The organism is Fulvivirga kasyanovii, from assembly GCF_009711405.1.
Lineage (GTDB): Bacteria > Bacteroidota > Bacteroidia > Cytophagales > Cyclobacteriaceae > Fulvivirga > Fulvivirga kasyanovii.
The window spans coordinates 1-19,712 of sequence record NZ_SMLW01000667.1 but is presented as its reverse complement, the minus strand read 5'-3'; the positions used below and the strand labels follow the sequence as shown (position 1 = coordinate 19,712).

At 44.1% G+C, this 19,712-nt stretch carries 14 protein-coding genes; 5 read left to right on the top strand and 9 right to left on the bottom strand.

Annotated features, from left to right (window positions below):
• Positions 1-60 precede the first annotated feature (60 nt).
• From E1163_RS26720 to E1163_RS26710, 3 genes are all read right to left on the bottom strand, one after another.
• The gene (locus tag E1163_RS26720) at positions 61-2,592 is read right to left on the bottom strand and encodes a CHAT domain-containing protein (protein WP_155176207.1); all 2,532 of its coding nucleotides are present in this window, start codon (positions 2,590-2,592) and stop codon (positions 61-63) included.
• Between the two features lie 2 nt (positions 2,593-2,594).
• Positions 2,595-3,551, bottom strand: coding sequence for a hypothetical protein (locus E1163_RS26715; RefSeq protein WP_155176205.1), 957 nt, complete (start codon positions 3,549-3,551; stop codon positions 2,595-2,597).
• Between the two features lie 72 nt (positions 3,552-3,623).
• A complete protein-coding gene (locus E1163_RS26710) occupies positions 3,624-5,027 on the bottom strand; it encodes an alanine/glycine:cation symporter family protein (RefSeq protein WP_155176203.1) in 1,404 nt (467 codons plus the stop codon).
• Between the two features lie 110 nt (positions 5,028-5,137).
• Between E1163_RS26710 and E1163_RS26705 the strand changes: the two genes are divergently transcribed.
• A complete protein-coding gene (locus tag E1163_RS26705; RefSeq protein ID WP_155176201.1) occupies positions 5,138-7,105 on the top strand; it encodes a tetratricopeptide repeat protein in 1,968 nt (655 codons plus the stop codon).
• Positions 7,106-7,827: 722 nt separating this feature from the next.
• On the opposite strand, the gene tnpA is transcribed toward E1163_RS26705, so the two are convergent.
• From tnpA to E1163_RS26690, 3 genes are all read right to left on the bottom strand, one after another.
• Positions 7,828-8,274 carry an IS200/IS605 family transposase gene (gene tnpA / locus E1163_RS26700; RefSeq protein WP_155176199.1) on the bottom strand — a complete coding sequence of 149 codons (447 nt, stop codon included), beginning with the start codon at positions 8,272-8,274 and terminating at the stop codon, positions 7,828-7,830.
• A 107-nt stretch (positions 8,275-8,381) separates the two neighbouring features.
• Positions 8,382-9,449, bottom strand: coding sequence for an agmatinase family protein (locus tag E1163_RS26695; RefSeq protein ID WP_155176198.1), 1,068 nt, complete (start codon positions 9,447-9,449; stop codon positions 8,382-8,384).
• 32 nt (positions 9,450-9,481) lie between these two features.
• On the bottom strand, positions 9,482-9,982 hold the full coding sequence (locus E1163_RS26690) for a SixA phosphatase family protein (protein ID WP_155176195.1): 501 nt from the start codon (positions 9,980-9,982) through the stop codon (positions 9,482-9,484).
• 133 nt (positions 9,983-10,115) lie between these two features.
• On the opposite strand from E1163_RS26690, the gene topA reads away from it, so the two are divergent.
• Together topA and E1163_RS26680 are read left to right on the top strand one after the other, a co-directional pair.
• On the top strand, positions 10,116-12,428 hold the full coding sequence (gene topA, locus E1163_RS26685) for a type I DNA topoisomerase (protein WP_155176193.1): 2,313 nt from the start codon (positions 10,116-10,118) through the stop codon (positions 12,426-12,428).
• Between the two features lie 4 nt (positions 12,429-12,432).
• On the top strand, positions 12,433-13,122 hold the full coding sequence (locus E1163_RS26680; protein WP_155176191.1) for an SIR2 family NAD-dependent protein deacylase: 690 nt from the start codon (positions 12,433-12,435) through the stop codon (positions 13,120-13,122).
• Here the strand turns inward: E1163_RS26680 and E1163_RS26675 are convergent.
• Positions 13,105-13,680 carry a TlpA family protein disulfide reductase gene (locus E1163_RS26675; protein ID WP_155176189.1) on the bottom strand — a complete coding sequence of 192 codons (576 nt, stop codon included), beginning with the start codon at positions 13,678-13,680 and terminating at the stop codon, positions 13,105-13,107. The two genes, E1163_RS26680 and E1163_RS26675, sit on opposite strands and share 18 nt — an antisense overlap.
• Before the next feature lie 239 nt (positions 13,681-13,919).
• On the opposite strand from E1163_RS26675, the gene E1163_RS26670 reads away from it, so the two are divergent.
• Complete coding sequence (locus E1163_RS26670; RefSeq protein WP_155176187.1) at positions 13,920-16,154, top strand: Tex family protein; 2,235 nt, start codon at positions 13,920-13,922, stop codon at positions 16,152-16,154.
• 56 nt (positions 16,155-16,210) lie between these two features.
• A complete protein-coding gene (locus E1163_RS26665; RefSeq protein WP_155176185.1) occupies positions 16,211-18,028 on the top strand; it encodes a tetratricopeptide repeat protein in 1,818 nt (605 codons plus the stop codon).
• A 28-nt stretch (positions 18,029-18,056) separates the two neighbouring features.
• Here the strand turns inward: E1163_RS26665 and E1163_RS26660 are convergent, their stop codons facing one another.
• Positions 18,057-18,515, bottom strand: coding sequence for a DUF7832 domain-containing protein (locus E1163_RS26660; protein ID WP_155176183.1), 459 nt, complete (start codon positions 18,513-18,515; stop codon positions 18,057-18,059).
• Between the two features lie 52 nt (positions 18,516-18,567).
• Positions 18,568-19,712: nucleoside recognition domain-containing protein (locus E1163_RS26655; RefSeq protein ID WP_155176181.1), on the bottom strand; the 1,145-nt coding region annotated here is incomplete at its 5' end.

The following is a 19,712-nucleotide window of genomic DNA, read 5'->3' as shown; positions in this document are numbered from 1 at the left end:
GTAGATATACGACAATTTTACTGCCAGCCATCAGCCAACCAGAAACAAGCAACCAGCCACTTACTGCCCGATCAAAATAAAAGGTGCCCAGTAATAAGGCTTTGAAAAATCACCGGTCCGGATCATCTTCAATTTGGCCTGTCTGAGTCCGGCGCTGTAGTCATTGCCTGAAATGTTGCCATAGAAGTCAATCATCAGGTTGGAGGTTGAAGCATCGGCAACGCTCCATAAGGATACCACAATATTATTGGCACCGGCATATACGAGGGCCCTTGAAAGCCCGATGATGCCTTCACCTTTTGAGACTTTGCCCAGGCCGGTTTCGCATGCAGAGAGCGTTACAAGGTCAGCGCCCAGTTGAAGGTTATAGATCTCGCCGGAGAAGAGATTGCCATCGTTGGTCTCGCTTTCTTTGAGGAATATTCTGGATAAAGCCGGATTGTTTTCATTGACCACCCCGTGCGTAGCAAAATGCAGGTAACGGTAATCTTTCAGGTTTTTGGATTTTACAATTTCCTCACTGGCATTGGCTTCCAGGTATACCTCCGGCTTTATGCCCTTGCCCGACAGGATCTGCTGCAGGTTAGACACCTCCTGGTTTGTTCCCGGAAGGTCGTCTAGCTGGGAAAACGTTACGGGAGCACAAAGAAAGGCCGATGGTTTTTGATTGGCTTGCCTCGGGTTTAAATGGTTTTGATAATATAAAGCAGAAGCATACTGGTAGCTGATAGCATAGTCATTGATGAGGTAGTCCAGTGATTTATAATCCAAAGGGAAACCTTTGGCAGAGCGGGTGAGTAGCGCCTCAAAAGGTACTGTGCCCAATCTTCCTGCTGGTATCACTATGAGGTGGTCTACCGATTTGTGCACTGAGCCCGGGAAAAGTATTTCATATAATTCATCCGCCGTAAGTGCAAAGATCTCATCCTCCTTAAAGTAAAGGCTGTTCCTAAGCCCACTCAGGTAACGGTCAAAATTCTCAGTTTGTGGTACATTGTAGGCGTTAAACTTGCCCTGGCTGATCTGATATACATACAGCCTTTTAGAGCGATCAGCTATGAAGTAGCTGACAATGGCCTGGTTTTCCTTCAATGTCTCCTGCAACTGCGATACAGAAGGTATGGGTACATTGTACTTCAGGTTAAAGTACTGAGGGTAATTCTTTTCAAGGTCTGCAATAAATACATTGTATCGTTGCTTAAGCGCAAAAAGCCTTTCCCGGTATTTGGAGGCTACAGCTTCCTCAGGCTTCTGTGCCAGCTTTTGCTCATAGTAAGCAATCTCTGATTTGAGTTCGTTTTCTTCGCTCAGTTTGCTATCTGGTATGTTAGCGAATGATTTGGCAGATGCATCCGAAATGGCCTCCAGCAGAACCGATGACTTACTCTTTTCGGCAAAATAAAAAGACAGTTCATAATAGGGGTCTTTTTTTACAGCCACATCAGCCATATAATAGCAAAGGCGGACACCATTTTCGTAAACCTGAGCAGAAATCTCCCCGAGCTCAAGCTTATCCGCTTCATTGGTGCTGATCTGCCTGATCTTGTCTACCAGCGTATCGGCCACCTGCAAGGTAGTAAGGCTAAGTTTGGCATCTTTGAATTTCAGGGTGAGGTTGTGGTGCAGGTCTTCCAGTGCCTGGGCTTTATAAAAAAGCGTATTCAACAGGGTGTTGGCATTGAAATATTCATCCGTTGAAGGGTTGGCCTCCAGGTCTTGGTTGTCGAAAGTCTTTGCATTGGCGATCAGGGCTTTCTGATAATAGGAGAGGGCCGGTTCAAACTCACCTTTAATATTATAAACGTTGCCGATCAGGTTCAGCGTTCTGGCTATTTCAGGATGTTTTGTCCCATAGTGTTTTTGATAAACAGCCAGGGCTTTCTCATAATATTCTTTGGCTACATCAAGGTTATTCATCAACTGGTATGTCCTGCCCAGGTTGGTATGGATAAAGCCTTCATTGGGGTGGCCGTCAGGGTGTAGGTTCTGCCAGATATTTAAAGCTTCATTGAAATAATTCTGGGCATCGCCAAACAGCTCTATGTTCCTGTATATTATCCCGATATTGGCCTTAGCCTGAGCTACTTTCTGATGGTTCTCCCCATAGATGTCCTGATAGATGGCCAGTGCCTTTTCGTAAGTTTCCAGGGCTTCATCAGGGTTGGTTGAAACCAGCCCGAGGTCATTGTATGAAGCGGCCAGCTTTTCATGGCCTGCATCATAGAGCTTGCTGCGTATGGCCAGAGCCTGGGAAATATAGTCCTTGGCGCTGGCGCTGCTTCCGGTATTCCAAAAGACTAACCCAAGGTTATTCAGGCTGGCAGCCTGGTCTTCCGATCCGTCTTTTGATAACTTGAGTGCCGTTTCAAAGTAGTTCAGGGCTACATCGTTACGGCCTTTTCGCAGGTATACCTCACCAAGCAGATTGTTGCAGCTAGCATGCTCTGTAGCTTGTACTTGTTGAGCCAAGGCCGCAGCCTGCTCAATTTCCCCCTTATCCAGCAGCCCTCTTAGCCCTTCACATGTGTCTTGACCAAAAGAGGTATGTATAACGGCTGCTGATAAAATAGCAGTGATGATCAGACTACGCATCTTTAGAAGCGGATTACGTATGCAATGGAAGCCACATTTTCGCGCGTGAGTCCGTCTGGGTTCACATCGCGGTCAGTAAATTTGTGGCCTAAAAGTACCTTGGCAGTATGGTACACATTGAAATGATAGGCTACACCTAAAATCCCCGAAAGTGCCATTCCTGTAGTACCGTCAAGTTTTACACGCTCACCATTTTCGGTGATTTCGTCTTTGGTGATCCTGAAAATAGGCAATACGCCGAGCCTGATGTCCAGATTGGAGAAGTGAAAAGCCCTTTCCGCACGCAGCATGACGTCTGTCCCTCTTTTCAGGTCATTGGCCAGGTGGTGACTGCGCAAATAACCGGGATCCGGGTACCCGCTCCATTCCTCATATTGGAAGTCGTTCTGATTGTTATGGCTGACAGGTACTTGAATTCCCGTAGCAAACATCCACTTTTTGCTGATGTAAGAAGCGCCTGCTACGATGTCCCACGTACCAAGACTGACCTGGTAGTACATAGGCAAGTCATGAGGCTGCCCGTCGGAGGTAAATTCAGGCTTGTCATCACCCTCCAGATCAGATTTTCCGGAAGGTATTTTTCCTCCCAGTGTAGCATTGATATGATAGTTTTCGGTAGACTTAAAATTATGCGTAAAACTATAGGAGATATCACCAACACCTGATGTTTTTCCCAGGTTTCCCTTTACCCACTGATAAGGAAGCTTCACCTGAAATGACGTGTTTTCAGTGATCCCAAAGGTGAAATCGAGAGTAGTAACATTAATTACCGGTGTTAGCTTGGTTGTGCCCCTGTATTGGTTGAGTTCCAGGGCCCTTAGTTTAAAATTGATTTTTTTGGTGTAGACCTGTCCCGGACTCATGGCACCCATAGTGCAGAAGCCGGCATCACTACAACCCTGGCCCGATGCGAAAGAGAATGAACACAGGCCAATAAAAATCAGTAGCAGCTTTTTCATGTTAATCTTAAGTGTAATAACAAATTATAAAATTATCCAGAAAAGGGCTACCATTTTACACACAATATATTGCTAGCCCTTTGTATTAAGGCGCCTGAAATATTCATCGGCAGCTTTTTTAACCTTCGGAGCCAGAATCAAAGCCGAAGTTACAGTAGGGATAGACATCAAGGCAAAAGCCGAATCTATCAAACTGATAATAGCTGCCAGAGAAGAGATAGCGCCATATAATATGGTCACTACGTAGATATAGTTGTAATAGTGGCTTTTGTCTGCACCAATTAAGAAACTCATACACTTGGTTCCGTAGTAAGAGTATGAGAATAAGGAAGTTATGGAGAAAATTAAAATGCAGACCATGAGAATATAATGGCCAAATCCTGGAAATGCAGACTCAAAGGCATTGGCGGTAAGCGTCACCCCGTTGCTGTCGGTAGTTTGCCAAACCCCGGTAATCAGAATGGCCAGAGCTGTAAGTGTACACACTATTATGGTATCAATAAATGGCCCGAGCATGGCTACCAGCCCTTCGCGCACCGGCTCCATGGTTTTAGCAGCACCATGTGCCATAGGAGCAGTACCAATACCGGCTTCATTGGAAAAAGCGGCCCTTCTTGCGCCCAGCACGATCAGCCCTCCGAGGGTTCCGCCAAGTAGAGCATCACCATTGTAGTTATCCGCAGTAAAGGCGTTGGTGATGATCATGCCAAGGTAGCGCGGCACATCACCGATATTGATCAGAAGAATGATAACCACCGAAATGAAGTAGAACACTACCATTACAGGTACCATCTTTCCGGCCACTTTACCTATTCTTTTGATCCCTCCGAATATTACCAGGCAAACAAAAACCAGTATAGCCAGCCCGATATAAAGGTCGGTGTCAACAAAGTGTAGCGGGCCATAGTCTATCGTTTTACCTTTGATGCCATTAGGGATCAACACAATATCCTGGATGGCCTGGGTAAGCTGGTTGGCCTGGAATATGGGAAGACAACCTATTAGTCCGAATACGGCAAACATAACAGCCAGGGGCTTCCAGCCTTTGCCGAGCCCTTCCATGATCACATACATGGGGCCACCCTGAATTTCGCCGGCGGAGTCTTTGCCCCGGTATAAGATTGAAAGTGTACAGGTAAAGAATTTAGTGGCCATGCCCACAAAGGCACTGATCCACATCCAGAAAATGGCTCCGGGGCCACCTACAGCTATAGCTACAGCCACACCGCTGATATTGCCCATACCTACAGTGGCAGCAAGCGCAGTTGAAAGTGCTTCGTAATGGTTGATCTGGCCGGGATCATTCGGATCATCATATTTCCCGCGAAGTACATCAATAGCATGAAAGAAGTATTTGAAAGGAATAAAACGGGAGTAGACAACAAAAAACAATCCGCCACCCATAAGAAGCATTAAGAGTGGCATTCCCCATATCCAATTTGCAAAGTTTACAAGTACACTTTCTAAATATTTCAAAGGCTTTCTGTTTGGTAAAAGCGCTAAGATATAAATTATTAACGCTCGTCGATGAAATTATTTACATATTTGCTAACTTCTGATTTGTAGCTAATTAAATGCTCAGCTAAATGACAATTATTTTTTCAGCTATTTTTTCCCTCTTTATTCAAGCTCCTGTCCCTGTTACGACAATTGATAGTCTGGAAAATTCACTGGCATCGGCTTCGGGGAAACAGAGAATCATCTTGCTGAATGAGCTGTATAAACAATACGTAAATAATGATGCAGCCAAAGCCCTGGATTATACCACGGAGGCACTGACGCTGGCCGAGGAAATAAAGGATGCCAGCGGTATGTCATCTTCTTACAACAACATAGGAGTAGTATACAAAAACAGGGGTGACCTGGATAAGGCCCTGGAAAATTACATTCGCGCCCTCCGGATACAGGAAGAAAACAAATTTGTAGATGCACTGGCCTATACCTACAGCAACATCGGAACGATATATTCACTCAAAAGAGAATATGATAAGGCTCTGCAATATTTCTATAAAGCCAATGATCAGTTTGAAAGTATTGGGCACAAATTGAGGATTGTAGGTTCATTAAACAATATCGGAAACGTATTTGAAGCGCAGGGATATTATGATGAGGCATTGGAATACTACCTGCGTTCGCTGGCGATTTATGGCGAAATAGAAGATAATTCCAAGGCTTTTGTGCCTTTCAATAACATAGGCAACATTTACTATAACCAAGGGAAATACGATGATGCACGGGCGTACTACGAGAGTTCCCTGGACATGGAGAGGTTTAACAACGACCTCAACGGTCAGGCCAATGCCCTGCATAATATAGGTATGGTTGAAAAGGCCTTACAACGTTATGATAAGGCCCTGGAAATATTTGATGAGGCACTGTCCATAGTACAGGAAACCGACAATAAGCGGTTGCTGGCGATCATTTACCAATCCATAGCAGAAACTTATTTCTCGAAGGGTGATATGTTCCTGGCGTATAGCTTCCTGCGGTTTCACAACCAGGCTAAGGACAGCCTGTATGATCAGGAGAGCAGCCAGCGCATAGCCGAGCTGGAAAGTGCCTATGAGCTGGAAAAGAAAGAGAACCAGATCAAGTCGCTTCAGATGGAGAGCCAGCTTCAGCAACTCAGGATTAGTAATGACAAGATCATCATTACGTCTGGCATCGTCATCCTTGTGATAGGGGTGGGGCTTACCTTAGTTATATTGAATAAATACAAACAGATAAGGAGAAATAAGCGGCTTCTGGAAAAACAGAACAACAAACTGGAGCATCAGAAGCTTGTAATTGAGGAAAAGAACCAGAATATCACCGAAAGTATAGATTATGCCAAAAGTGTGCAACGTTCCCTTTTGCAATTTCAGGTATCGCCGGACAAGGTGGAGCGGTCGTTTATTTTATACAAGCCGAAGGATATTGTGAGTGGTGATTTCTTCTGGTATGCTGACATGGGTGATGTGGATATTGTTGCGGCTGTTGACTGTACCGGCCATGGTGTTGCGGGTGCATTTATGACTGTGATAGGGATGTCATCGCTGGAGCAGATCATCAACCGGGATAAAATTTATGAGCCCGGCCAAATACTCATGCAGCTCAATCAGCAGGTGCGCAATGCCCTGAAACAAAGGGAAAAGTCGGAGACGGATCATGGTATGGATGTAGCCCTGTGCAAGATTGACCATGCCTCAAAGCAAGTGGTATTTGCAGGAGCCAACCGCCCGTTATATTATTTCCAGCATGGCGAGTTTAAGGAGATCAAAGGCACCAAGCGTACCATAGGAGAAAAGGCAGCACCTGATGAAATGCTTTTCGAAAACCATACCGTTGACCTTAAAGGTGATGAAACCTTTTACCTCACCTCAGACGGGTATGCAGACCAGTTCGGCGGAGAGAAAGGCAAAAAGTTCATGGTAGGCCGCTTCAAACAATTGTTACACGAAATCCAGGGACTAACTATCGCAGACCAGAGACAAAAGCTAAACCAAACTATCAAAGACTGGAAAAACGACAATGAACAGACGGATGATATTTTAGTGATAGGTTTTAAGCCGTAATGTTGTGGTTTTCTGTTCATCATTACTAAACTAATGAGAGCAGGAAGATACTTCAAGGTGCACAAAATTATTTAACCCTTCCAGGGTTGCGTGGGATGGAGGTAATACACCCCGGCATTTCATACCGGGCTATTAAAAAATTTAATCCCTTCGGGATATGCACGTATGATGATCATCTCATCAAGTATGTTGAAGATAAATGTGAAGGCTTCCAGTCATTACCACCCTGCTAAGGTATTAATAGTGAAGGAAGTATATTTTCTTGCAGATGTTCAAAACTCCCAAACTCCTCATGCAGGAAAACCTAAAAGGCCTGGATATGAATAGCCGCAATGAAATTGGGATAAAAAATAGGCGTTAAATGACCAGCTCTGGAGCGGTTAAGTAATCTACTCAGCCAAGAGTGTTGAATAGGTCTGAATTTCTTTTTGAGATATTCAAAACTCCTATAACCCTCATGCCGTAAAGCCTAAAAGGCCTGGATATGAATACCCACAATGAAATTGGGATAAAAAATAGGCGTTAAATGACCAGCTCTGGAGCGGTTAAGTAATCTACTCAGCCAAGAGTGTTGAATAGGTCTGAATTGCATTTGAGATATTCAACACTCCTATAACTCTCAAGTCTTAAAGCCTAAAAGGCTTAAATATTAATAGCCCCCAATGAAATTGGGGAGGGAGTAAAATAATGGTAATCACAACCCCGTAGGGGTTGAATAATACTCACAGCAGGTACTTCTCTTCGAACTGAACTCCGTGCTCATTCAAAAGATTTCTATATTCATCTTTGAATGAAACCTGTTTGTGGTGTATCTCCTGATTTTTCACATATTCAACCAATCTGCCCTTTTCCTTAAATGCATAAGTGAAAGCCCCATACCCCTCTTGCCACCCCTGAAACCCAGGGAATAAATTTTCACTTTTACAATAAATAGTAGAAGCGACCTTGATATCTTTAACAAGAGTAGATAAAGCAACTGTTGGGTGCAGATGTATAACCATATGAATGTGATCTTCAACACCATTTAAACGATAAAGGTGACACTTGTTGTTTTTGAGGATTCCCCAGATATATTTGTACAAAGTTTCACGGCCACTCTTTATCAGTACCTTGTCCCTGTTTTTCGTGCTAAATACAATTTGATACAGTATTTGTGTATATGTACTCATTAAGAATTTTGGTTTTCAGGAAAAATAAATAACCCACAATGATAAATTGGGGGTGCCTGAATGATGACCATTCAACCTCCGGGAGGCTAAATTTAAGGGGAGTTATCTCATACCACCATATTCAACCTACCTTGCGACACAGCCATGAGGTTACTCATCTGGTAAAGTATCCTTGCTCCGACATTCGCATCCCATTCATCTTCACCGGGAGATACCTCATTGAGGTCAAAACCAATGATTTTGCGGCCGGATTTTACCACCTGTTTGAACAGGTACATAACCTGGTGGTATTCTAAACCTCCGGGGACGGGTGTCCCGGTGTTAGGGCAGAGCTTGGGATCAAGGCCATCAATATCAAAACTGATATACACTTGCTCGGGCAGGTGGGTGATGATGTTTTTGCAAATATTTTCCCAGGTATAACCCTCCAGCAAGGCAGATTTCAGGTCTTCATCATAAAAAGTTACCACCCGGCCATTGGATGCTTTAATATATTCTGCTTCTTCTTCACAAAAATCGCGGATGCCTACCTGTACCAGCTTGGTTATCTGCTGGATCTCCATGGCATTGTACATAATAGAGGCATGCGAATAGGTGAAGTCTTCATAAGCTTTCCTCAGGTCGGCGTGTGCGTCTATCTGCAATATTCCAAAGTTGTCGTATTTCTCACTCAGGGCAGACATCAAACCAAGCGGAGTGCTGTGGTCGCCACCAAGCAGGCCTACCATTTTTCCTTGTTCGAGTTGCTTTAAGGCCTGTGACTTAACGTATATATTTAGTTTCTCGCAAATTTCATTAACTGTTGAAGGTATGACTTTTAGCTCGTCCGAAATCCAGTCCTCATCGTTTTCCTCCAGCCACTGAATGTACCTGGCAGCCAGGTCACGATACTTTTCATTTTCTCTTTTGAATCCTGGTGAAATCGGGAGCATGCTGATGCCCAGTTTCCAGGCGTCGGGTATATCTTTTACAAAAAGGTCCACCTGGGCAGAGGCTTCAAGTATGGCTTCGGGGCCGTCGGCGGTACCGGCGGTGTAAGATACCGTAACCTCCCAGGGCACGGGTATGATGATCAGCTCAGCAGTATCGTTATTAAAAGGCAGTCCGAACAAGTTTCCCGAGGTGCCGGGTGCATTGGGGTCGAACTTGGAAATTATCTCTTCTTTCTCCGTCATAGTTTTCTATCGAAATTGGGGGACGAAATTAATTAAAAATTGAGCAAATCAGGATACTCATAACTGACCATTTTTCCGGTGCCTTCGGAGATCATATTCCATTGATCAAGCTCGAATTCTATACTTACCACACCACATGTGGTCATGTCACCTATTTCTGATTTGGTCAGGTACTCAGCCAGATAGCTGATGGCAGGGTTATGGCCTACCAGTAGTACGGTATTCCACTCATCCTTGAGCTGATTGATCACCTGCAGAAGTGTGCGGGTTGAGGCCTCGTATATTTCAGGATTTAGATGTATTTTAGATGTGTCGTACTTGAGTTGCTCTGCAATGAGGGATGCGGTAGCCTGTGCCCTGACGGCCGGGCTGCTGACAATAATATCGAATTGTATACCTTTGTTGCTGAAGTTAATGCCCATCCGGGTGGAGTTTTGAAGCCCGATGGAATTCAGCTCCCGGTCTGTGTCATTCTGCCCGGGTTGCTTGTCAGAGGCCTTTGCATGGCGTGCAAGAAATAAAGTTTTAGTCATAACTTTTCTAAAATAAGAGTTGTTAATTTGCCTACCTAACAAATGTCTCACTAATTATTTAATTAGATCAAAAATTTTATTTTTAAAAATTTTAGTGATCTTTGAAATTCTCAAAACAGTTGAAATTTAACATATGCCGAAGAATTTAGTCATCGTTGAGTCTCCTGCAAAGGCCAAAACAATTGAAGGATACCTGGGGAAGGATTACAAAGTAACATCAAGCTACGGTCACGTTCGTGACCTGCCAAAAGGAGACAAAGCTATTGACAAAGAGCATGGCTTTAAACCTACTTACGAAATTACCGCCGATAAAAAAGAGGTGGTAAAAGAACTGAAAAAACTGGTTAAGGAAGCAGAGACTATCTACCTCGCGAGTGACGATGACCGTGAAGGAGAGGCCATTTCGTGGCACTTAAAGGAGGCCCTGAACCTTAACGATACTAATACAAGAAGGATCGTATTCAGGGAGATCACCAAAAATGCTATTGAGAATGCGATTAAAAATCCGAGAGGAATTGATATAGACCTTGTTAATGCGCAGCAGGCACGCCGTGTGCTTGACAGGCTTGTGGGTTTTGAGCTTTCACCTATCCTTTGGAAAAAGATTAAAACCGGGCTTTCCGCAGGGCGAGTACAGTCTGTAGCAGTAAGGCTGGTAGTAGAAAGGGAAAGGGATGTTGAGAAATTCGAACCGGCCTCATCCTATAAAATAACAGCTACGTTTGACCTTGGTGGTAAAAAGCTGCTAAGCGCCGAGCTGCCGAAAAAATTTGACACCGAAGAAGAGGCTATACAGTTTCTGGAGGCATGCAAAGATGCAGAATTCTCCATCGTAGACCTGCAAAAGAAGCCCTCCAAAAAGTCGCCTGCACCTCCGTTCACTACTTCTACACTGCAGCAGGAAGCCAGTAGAAAACTCGGCTTCTCCGTGTCACAAACCATGACCATAGCCCAGAAGCTTTATGAAGCAGGTATCATTTCCTATATGAGAACAGACTCTGTTAACCTGTCGGATGAAGCTGTTAACGGTGCAGTGAGTGAGATCAAAAAAGCTTACGGAGACAATTTCGTTAAAGTCAGAAAATATAAAACCAAATCATCAGGCGCCCAGGAAGCTCACGAAGCCATCAGGCCGACCAACTTTGCCGTTACCAGCCCCGGAGTGGACAGGAATGGAGAGCGTTTGTATGAACTGATCTGGAAAAGGGCAATTGCTTCTCAGATGGCCGATGCCCAAATAGAAAAAACAACAGCCACCATTGGCATCTCTACCGTGCCGCAGCAACTGGTTGCAACCGGAGAGGTGGTCAAGTTTGAAGGTTTTCTTTCCGTTTATCTGGAGTCTACCGATGATGAAGACGAAGGAGAAGAGCAAAAAGGAATGCTTCCACCGCTTAAAGTGGGGCAGGAGCTTATTCTCGATACCATGAAAGCCCGTCAGGGCTTTACCAGGCCTCCGGCAAGATATACGGAAGCCAGTTTGGTGAAGAAGCTGGAAGAAATGGGGATCGGACGACCATCAACATATGCCCCCACCATTTCGACCATTCAGAAAAGAAATTATGTAATCAAAGAGAGCAGGGAAGGTACCGAGAGACAATATACAGTACTGGAACTTAAGGATAAAAAAGTTACCCCAAAGACGCTGACAGAAGTTGTAGGCACAGAAAAGAACAAGCTGTTTCCTACAAACATGGCCATGGTGGTAAATGATTTCCTTGTTGAGCATTTTCCTAATGTGACCAACTATAGCTTTACCGCTGAGGTCGAGAAGCTTTTTGATGAAGTAGCGCAAGGGTTGAAAGAGTGGGATAAAATGATCAGCGAATTCTATTCTGAATTCCACTCCAAAGTAGAAAACACCGAAAATATTGAGCGTTCTTCCGTACCCAAGTCAAAGGAGTTAGGTATCGATCCTAAATCCGGCAAAAAAGTAATTGCCAGGTTGGGTAAATTCGGTCCAATAGCCCAGATAGGAGGGGATGAAGAGGATGAGAAGCCTCAATACGCCAGCTTGAGAAAAGGTCAGTTTATTGAAAGTATTACTTTGGAAGATGCCCTCGAACTGTTCAAGCTACCAAGAGAAGTAGGTGAGTTTGAAGGCAAACCCATGCAGGCTGCCATAGGAAGGTTTGGGCCTTACATCAGGCATGACGGCAAGTTCGTATCCATCCCGAAAGATGATGACCCTTACAGTATAGAGGCCGACAGGGCTATCGAACTCATCCAGCAAAAGCGTGAGGCAGATGCCAACAAGTTCATCAAATCGTTTGATGAGAATCCTGATGTTCAGGTGCTTAACGGAAGGTATGGTCCATACATTAAGTTTGGTAAAAAGAATGTGAAGATTCCGAAAGGTAAAGAACCTAAAGAACTTACACTGGAGGAGTGCATAGAGCTTGCGGAGAAAACACCTGCCAAAAAAGGAGGCAGAAAAAAGAAATAATATTATGATGAAGGTAGTTGTTCTTACAGGAGCAGGTATCAGTGCGGAAAGTGGCATCGCCACGTTCAGGGATTCCAATGGCCTTTGGGAGGGGCACGATGTGATGGAAGTCGCTTCTCCACAGGGCTGGGCGAAGAACCCTGAGCTTGTGTTGAACTTCTACAACGAGCGAAGAAAGGCCGCCCTAAAGGCAGAACCGAATGCCGGTCACCTCGCTTTGGCTAAACTGGAAGAGGATTTTGACGTAACCATCGTTACCCAAAATGTAGATAACCTTCATGAAAAAGCAGGCTCATCAAACGTGATCCACCTTCATGGACAGCTATTCCAGTGCCGTAGTACTGCTGATGAAAACCTGGTTTACGAAATGGATGGTTGGGAACTTAAACTGGGAGATAAATGTGAAAAAGGCTCTCAGCTAAGGCCAAATATCGTTTGGTTTGGAGAACTCGTACCCATGATGGAGGTTGCAGCCAAAGAAACTTATGGAGCAGATATTTTTATGGTAGTAGGCACTTCATTGGTAGTATACCCTGCTGCAGGCCTTCTTGATCTGGTTGCTGATCATGTGCCCAAGTATGTTATAGACCCAAAATTACCCCAGGTATCGAAAAGATCGAACCTGTACCTGTATGAAGAAAATGCAACAACAGGTGTTGAAAAGGTAAGGCAGCGCTTACTTGCTGACCTTTGACGCCTGCTTGTTCAGAAAATTCCTGAACGCTTTGGTATCATAATTAGCCATTCCCACTTTCTTGGAAACGATTTTGCCATCCTTTGATATCACATACGTGGTAGGTATGGAAGGCGACCTGAATACATCAGGTACGCGGCTGGCAGGAAGATAAACAGGGAAGGTATACTCTTTTTTATCAATGAACTTTTTCGGCTTTTCAGCGCTGTTGTCCATGGATAGCATTACAAATACGATGTCCTCATTGTCAATTTTGTCGTACAGGTCCTGAATGCCCGGCATTTCAGCGATGCAGGGAGGGCACCAGGTAGCCCAAAGGTTGAGGAAGATCACTTTACCTTTGAAGTCTTCAAGCTTTACCATTTGACCATCCAGCGTTTGTAGAGTGAAGTTGAAATCAGCTTTTTCGGGATCTTCAAGCTCTGTATCTGCGGTGATCAGGCCAGTGCTTAATATCGCCCTTTGAGCCAGGGCAGCCACATCAGTGTACAGGCCGGTAAAATACAGGAATAAGCCTATAGCCAAAAATATTCCCCACTCCCTTAGTTGCTTTTTCATATAAAATAAAATTTGAAGAAAGGTTTCAACTCAAAATAAAGTTAAAAACCGAAAAACCAGTTCTTATAACGTAAAGATTTTGCAATGAGGTTCCCTTTTTTCGTAAATTAAATGTCTGCTAACCGACCTGATAATCACTTTATAAAATGTGAATAACTTTTAGGCCCATGGGTCGGCAGGCTATTTCATAATTTTATATTTTTGTCGGCCTCAAAAAATAATACGTATAAATAATTAGAATGGATAAGAATATTTCAATAGTAGCCAAAGAGCTGGGAATCAGTGAGAAGCAGGCTTTTTCTGTAGTCGAGTTGCTGGATGAAGGAGCCACTGTACCATTTATTTCAAGGTATAGGAAAGAAATGACGGGTAGCCTTGATGAAGTTGCCATTACATCGATCAGGGACAGGGTAACACAGCTCAGGGAGTTGGATAAAAGGAGAGAGGCTATATTAAAGTCTATTGAAAAGCAGGAGAAGCTGACCCCTGAACTGGAAGCATCCATCAACGCAGCGCAGACTTTGGCAGAGTTGGAGGATATTTACCTCCCTTACAAGCCAAAGAGAAAGACAAGGGCTTCCGTGGCCAAGGAAAAAGGACTCGAGCCACTGGCAAAAGTGCTGTTCGAGCAGGAGTCAGTAGACCTTGAGAAGCTGGCAGCAGAGTATATTGATGAAGAGAAGGGGGTGGCCAATGCTGAGGAAGCATTGCAGGGTGCCAGAGACATCATTGCCGAATGGATGAACGAAGATCAGGAAGTGAGAAAGAAGATGAGGGACCTGTTCGAGAAGGAGGCTGTGATCGTATCTAAAGTGATCAAGGGCAAGGAAGAAGAAGGCCAGAAATACAAAGACTACTTCGAATGGGAAGAGCCGATTTCCAAAACACCGTCACACAGGTTGCTGGCTATGAGACGTGGCGAGAAAGAGATGATCTTATCTCTGGATGTAGCACCTGACGATGATGTGGCAGTTGATCTTTTAAAAAGACAGTTCGTTAAATCTGCCAATGCAGCCGCAGAGCAGGTGAAAGAAGCCGCTGCCGACTGTTACAAAAGATTGCTGAAGCCTTCCATGGAGACAGAGATCAGGATCAATTCTAAGAATAAAGCAGATGAAGAAGCCATCAGAGTGTTTGCAGATAACCTGAGACAGTTGCTGTTGGCTGCTCCTTTAGGGCAGAAAAACGTGTTGGCGTTAGACCCGGGATTCAGAACAGGCTGTAAGGTAGTAGTGCTGGATAAGCAAGGAAAACTTCTGCATAACGACGCCATATTCCCCAACGAACCTCAAAAAAGGGTGGCAGAGTCAGGAGCTCTTGTAAAATACCTTTGTGAAAAATATGATGTTGAGGCTATTGCCATTGGTAATGGTACGGCCAGCCGTGAAACTGAGAGCTTTGTAAGAGGCCTTGGCTTGCCAAAGAGCATTTTAGTGATCATGGTAAATGAAAGTGGCGCTTCCGTATATTCCGCTTCGGATGTTGCCCGTGACGAATTTCCTGACTATGATGTAACGGTTCGTGGAGCAGTATCTATCGGAAGAAGGCTGATGGACCCGCTGGCTGAGCTTGTAAAAATCGACCCTAAATCTATCGGGGTAGGGCAGTATCAGCACGATGTGGATCAAAATGCGCTGAAACATGGCCTTGATGATGTGGTGATGAGCTGCGTGAACTCTGTAGGAGTGGAGCTGAACACTGCCAGTAAAGAACTTCTTAGCTATGTGTCTGGTCTCGGTCCAAGCCTTGCAAAAACCATTGTTGAGCACAGAAATCAAAACGGTCCGTTCAAGGACAGAAAATCGCTGACCAAAGTTTCAAGGCTTGGAGATAAGGCATTTGAGCAGGCTGCAGGTTTCCTTAGGATACGCGGTGCGGAAAATCCGCTGGATAGCTCGGCTGTACACCCTGAAAGCTATCATATCGTTGAGAAAATGGCCTCAGACCTCGGCTGTTCCGTGCAGGACATGATCAACGATGTGACGTTGAGAAATAAGATAGACCTTAAAAAGTATGTTACCGATACGGTTGGTCTGCCTACGCTTAATGATATTATCCAGGAATTGGCCAAGCCCGGTCGGGATCCGCGTGAGAGCTTTGAAGTATTCAGTTTTCAGGATGGTGTTAATACCATGGGAGACCTGAAGATAGGTATGAAACTTCCGGGGATCGTTACGAATATTACAAACTTTGGAGCTTTTGTGGATATTGGGGTTCACCAGGATGGCCTTGTACACGTGAGCCATCTGTCTGATTCTTTTGTTAAAAACCCTGCAGAAGTGGTTACTGTGCAGCAAAAAGTAACCGTAACCGTAATGGAGGTGGATACCAACCGAAAAAGAATTGGCTTATCAATGAAAAGTGATCCATTCGGCAAAAATCCTCCAAAACAAAAGAGCAAAAGAGAGGAGAACCTGCCTCAGGGAGACCTGCAGGAAAAACTCAATAAGCTAAAAGGCCTATTTAATAGTTAATTTCTGCAAATGGATTGAAAAATCACTAAATTGCTTTTTATAATAGTTGGTGATCTATGAAAAAAGCAATTCTACTTGTAATAGCAGTTAGTATCTCCGTATGCTGTGCGGAAGCACAGAGTGTTAAGTATAAAGACTTGTTCTTTTTACTGGACACAAAAAAGTACGATGATGCAGAGCCTTTTCTCAGGCAGTTTTTGAAAGAAGACAAGAACGCCGACCATCCTAATGCCAATTTCCAGATGGCGATGGTGTATCAGGAAAAGGCAAAGAAAAATGACGTACTCCTGGAAACGGACATACTAACTGCTAATATTGATTCTGCTGTTATCTTCTACCGTAATGCCCTTACCTACATCGATGAAAAGGAACTGAAACGCAACGATGAATATTACCAGGCCTATAAACGCAGGGATATACGAACAGGTAAGTTTGGCATAAAGCTGGCCGATGTTCAATTTGACATTGAGAAAAAGATTGAAGCTCTCAACGATCAAAAAAGTAAAGTTTCCGAGGCTGTAGGGTACCATTCCAAAATGGTAGAGTCTTACAGTGCCGCCCAGGAGAAGTATAAGGCCATTCACGATCAGAGCCCGACCCGCAAAATCCTCTATCTGAGAGCAGATGCCAACACCCTTAAAACATTGGATGAACTGAAAGCGGATTACGTTCATGCCGTTGAAAATTTCGAAAAATACAAATCAAGCATCGGTAAAATCTCCGGTGCAGGCTATGACCAATCGCTGATCAGGAAGGAGATCCTGGACTATTCCCGTGACGGACAAACGCCCGCAGATTACCGGGCTGATATCATCAATTTCTGGGACTATGCAGTGTGGGTTGAGAAGGCCGTCAAAATAATGAAGGATGAAATATTTCCACTGAGGGAAAAAGTAGTGGGATACGACCGCAAGCTCACTGCCCTCGAGGAGACGATGTTGAAAGATTCCGTGTCTGTTGCAGGCGGATTGTCAGCACTTTCACCGAAACTTATAGTTGACCAGCTTGCTCAGTATGATCCAGAGCCACTGCCTGTAGCCGTATTTGCTCTGCGAGATGCAGATCTGAGATACCGATCGCTTCTCATTGATCATAAGAGCTACACGGATTCGGTAAATGTGCTTTATAAACTGGATGTTTTGAACAATAGCCTCAATGCATTAAATGACATGGATAGCATTGTTAATATATTGATAGGCAAAAACCTTCAGGAAGAGAGCAAAAATTACCAGTATTATATAGAATCACAATTTGAGAATATTGAAGACTTCCAATCCTTTGTGAAGGGTAAGCTTGATTATGCCATTGAGCAGAAACGGGCCAAAAATCATGAGCTGGAAAAAATGATCGAGCGTTCAAGATGGCTGATCGGCGGAAATGATTCCATTCCTTTGTTTAACCTGGCGGATAGCATGGCACATTATTCACCCTTATTTGTAGGTGAAGATTTGACAACAGGACTTTACTTCCCGGATAGTGATAATGTAAAGGGCTATTTCGCAAAAATAAACAATGCCAGGGTGCCCAAAATACATGTGAAATTTGATCTGAACAAAGAATACTTTAACAGGGAAAACATAACCAACATCACCAGTAAAAGCATTGCTGATGAGGCGGGTCATATCTATTATGTGATGATGTATGCGCCTAAGCCGGAGCAGGAAACCTATACGGCAGTCATTAACAAAATTTATAGCTCTGATGGACTTTCCTGGACGAAGAGTGTTGAGCTGGCTGCCGAACCCATGAGTCTCGCTTATGATGCAGGCTCAGGGAACTTTATTGTGGAGTATGACACCAAGGAGGCTGGCACCAACGGAGCGACTGTACCAACGTCGTTGATCCTTGATAAAAAGGGTAATGTAAAGGAATAAGAATAAAAAAAGCCTTGTTAGACAAGGCTTATACATTTCCGGTAAGTTTTTTCCAGTCCTGAAACCGGGTGTCAATGCGGGTTTTAATAGCCTCGTAATTTTCCCAGGTATCTTTCACGTGGTAGATGGAAGGAAGCTTTTTTACCAATACTTCATCATAGTCGTTTTTATAAAGGCCACCGCCATAGTAATAGTAGGTAAACATGTTGCCATGTTTGCTGAATAGTTCATACCCCAAATAACCATCCCAGATCTCACTCAGAATAGTGCAGGATATTTCTTTTCTTTTAAACCTGAAAATCTGCATTTCAGCTTCGTCTTCAAAATACTCAGAGTAAAGGGCATTTTCAATTACCCACCCCAGGTACATTCCTATGTGTACATATGCCTGCTCTATAGGCAGTGAATCAGGAAAGTTGCCCAGGAAGTGGCTTTTAGCGTTATCATAAATGGTTTTCTGTATGTGTGATTTTTTATCATTCGTCATGCGCAGAACGTTTATAGGGTTTAATCAGAATTGAAATATAATTAAATGAATTTTAATGAAAAAACATATATCCGAAAAGAATTGCTGCAATAATTCCTGCAAAGTCTGCAATAAGGCCTGCGGTAATTGCATATCGCGTTTTTCTTATGTTTACAGAGCCAAAATAAACAGCTACAATATAAAAAGTTGTTTCGGTGGCACCCCTTAAAATGCTGGCCATTTTACCTGCAAAAGAGTCTACCCCATGGGTGTTGATAGTTTCGATCATCATGCCGCGGGCAGCTCCACCACTCAATGGTTTCATGATGGCCGTGGGCAATGCCTTTACAAAATCCGTGTCAGCACCCGTGAGCGAAACCAAAAACTCTATGCTCCCGATCAGGTAGCTCATGGCGCCGCTGGCCCTGAACACACCAATAGCGACCAGAATGGCGATCAGGTAAGGGATTATTTTAATGGCGATCTGAAAGCCCTCTTTGGCTCCATCTATAAAAGTTTCATAAAGGTTGATCCGCTTTCTCAGACCGAGAGCAATGAAGCTGATGATCAGGGTGAAAATTATAAAGTTACTGGCCACTGTGGATACTTCACCGATTTGCTCCTGAGGCAACGACATGAAATAGTAAACAATACCACCAATGATCAGTGTAAGGCCACCCAGGTAAGCGAGGATCACTCTGTCAAACAGATTTATTTTCTGATAAATAGCCACTGTGATCAGCCCCACTATGGTAGAGCAGAACGTGGCTAACAAAATAGGAATAAAAACATCTGTAGGATTGGCAGCACCGAGAACCGAGCGGTCAACGAGTATGGTAAGTGGGATAATAGAAAGCCCTGAGGTATTCAGCACAAGAAACATGATCTGTGCATTGGAAGCGGTGTCCTTGTCAGGATTTAGATCCTGCATTTCAGTCATGGCTTTAAGCCCGAGGGGCGTTGCAGCATTGTCCAGGCCCAATATGTTGGCAGAAAAGTTCATAATAATAGACCCGGTGGCCGGATGGTCCCTTGGAATAGCTGGAAATAGCCTGACAAAAAATGGGCCTACCAGTTTGGAGAGGATGTTAACCATTCCGCCCTTTTCACCGATTTTCATTAACCCCAGCCATAGCGACATAACGCCGGTTAGGTAAAGGGAAATTTCAAAGCCTGTTTTGGCCATGTCAAAAGTGGAATTAACCACGGCAGGAAATA

Bases quoted from the DNA above. Each gene is read 5' to 3' on its own strand.
- E1163_RS26720 (WP_155176207.1), bottom strand. From the start codon at position 2,592: ATGCGTAGTCTGATCATCACTGCTATTTTATCAGCAGCCGTTATACAT.
- E1163_RS26715 (WP_155176205.1), bottom strand. From the start codon at position 3,551: ATGAAAAAGCTGCTACTGATTTTTATTGGCCTGTGTTCATTCTCTTTC.
- E1163_RS26705 (WP_155176201.1), top strand. From the start codon at position 5,138: ATGACAATTATTTTTTCAGCTATTTTTTCCCTCTTTATTCAAGCTCCT.
- tnpA (WP_155176199.1), bottom strand. From the start codon at position 8,274: ATGAGTACATATACACAAATACTGTATCAAATTGTATTTAGCACGAAA.
- E1163_RS26695 (WP_155176198.1), bottom strand. From the start codon at position 9,449: ATGACGGAGAAAGAAGAGATAATTTCCAAGTTCGACCCCAATGCACCC.
- E1163_RS26690 (WP_155176195.1), bottom strand. From the start codon at position 9,982: ATGACTAAAACTTTATTTCTTGCACGCCATGCAAAGGCCTCTGACAAG.
- topA (WP_155176193.1), top strand. From the start codon at position 10,116: ATGCCGAAGAATTTAGTCATCGTTGAGTCTCCTGCAAAGGCCAAAACA.
- E1163_RS26680 (WP_155176191.1), top strand. From the start codon at position 12,433: ATGATGAAGGTAGTTGTTCTTACAGGAGCAGGTATCAGTGCGGAAAGT.
- E1163_RS26675 (WP_155176189.1), bottom strand. From the start codon at position 13,680: ATGAAAAAGCAACTAAGGGAGTGGGGAATATTTTTGGCTATAGGCTTA.
- E1163_RS26670 (WP_155176187.1), top strand. From the start codon at position 13,920: ATGGATAAGAATATTTCAATAGTAGCCAAAGAGCTGGGAATCAGTGAG.
- E1163_RS26665 (WP_155176185.1), top strand. From the start codon at position 16,211: ATGAAAAAAGCAATTCTACTTGTAATAGCAGTTAGTATCTCCGTATGC.
- E1163_RS26660 (WP_155176183.1), bottom strand. From the start codon at position 18,515: ATGACGAATGATAAAAAATCACACATACAGAAAACCATTTATGATAAC.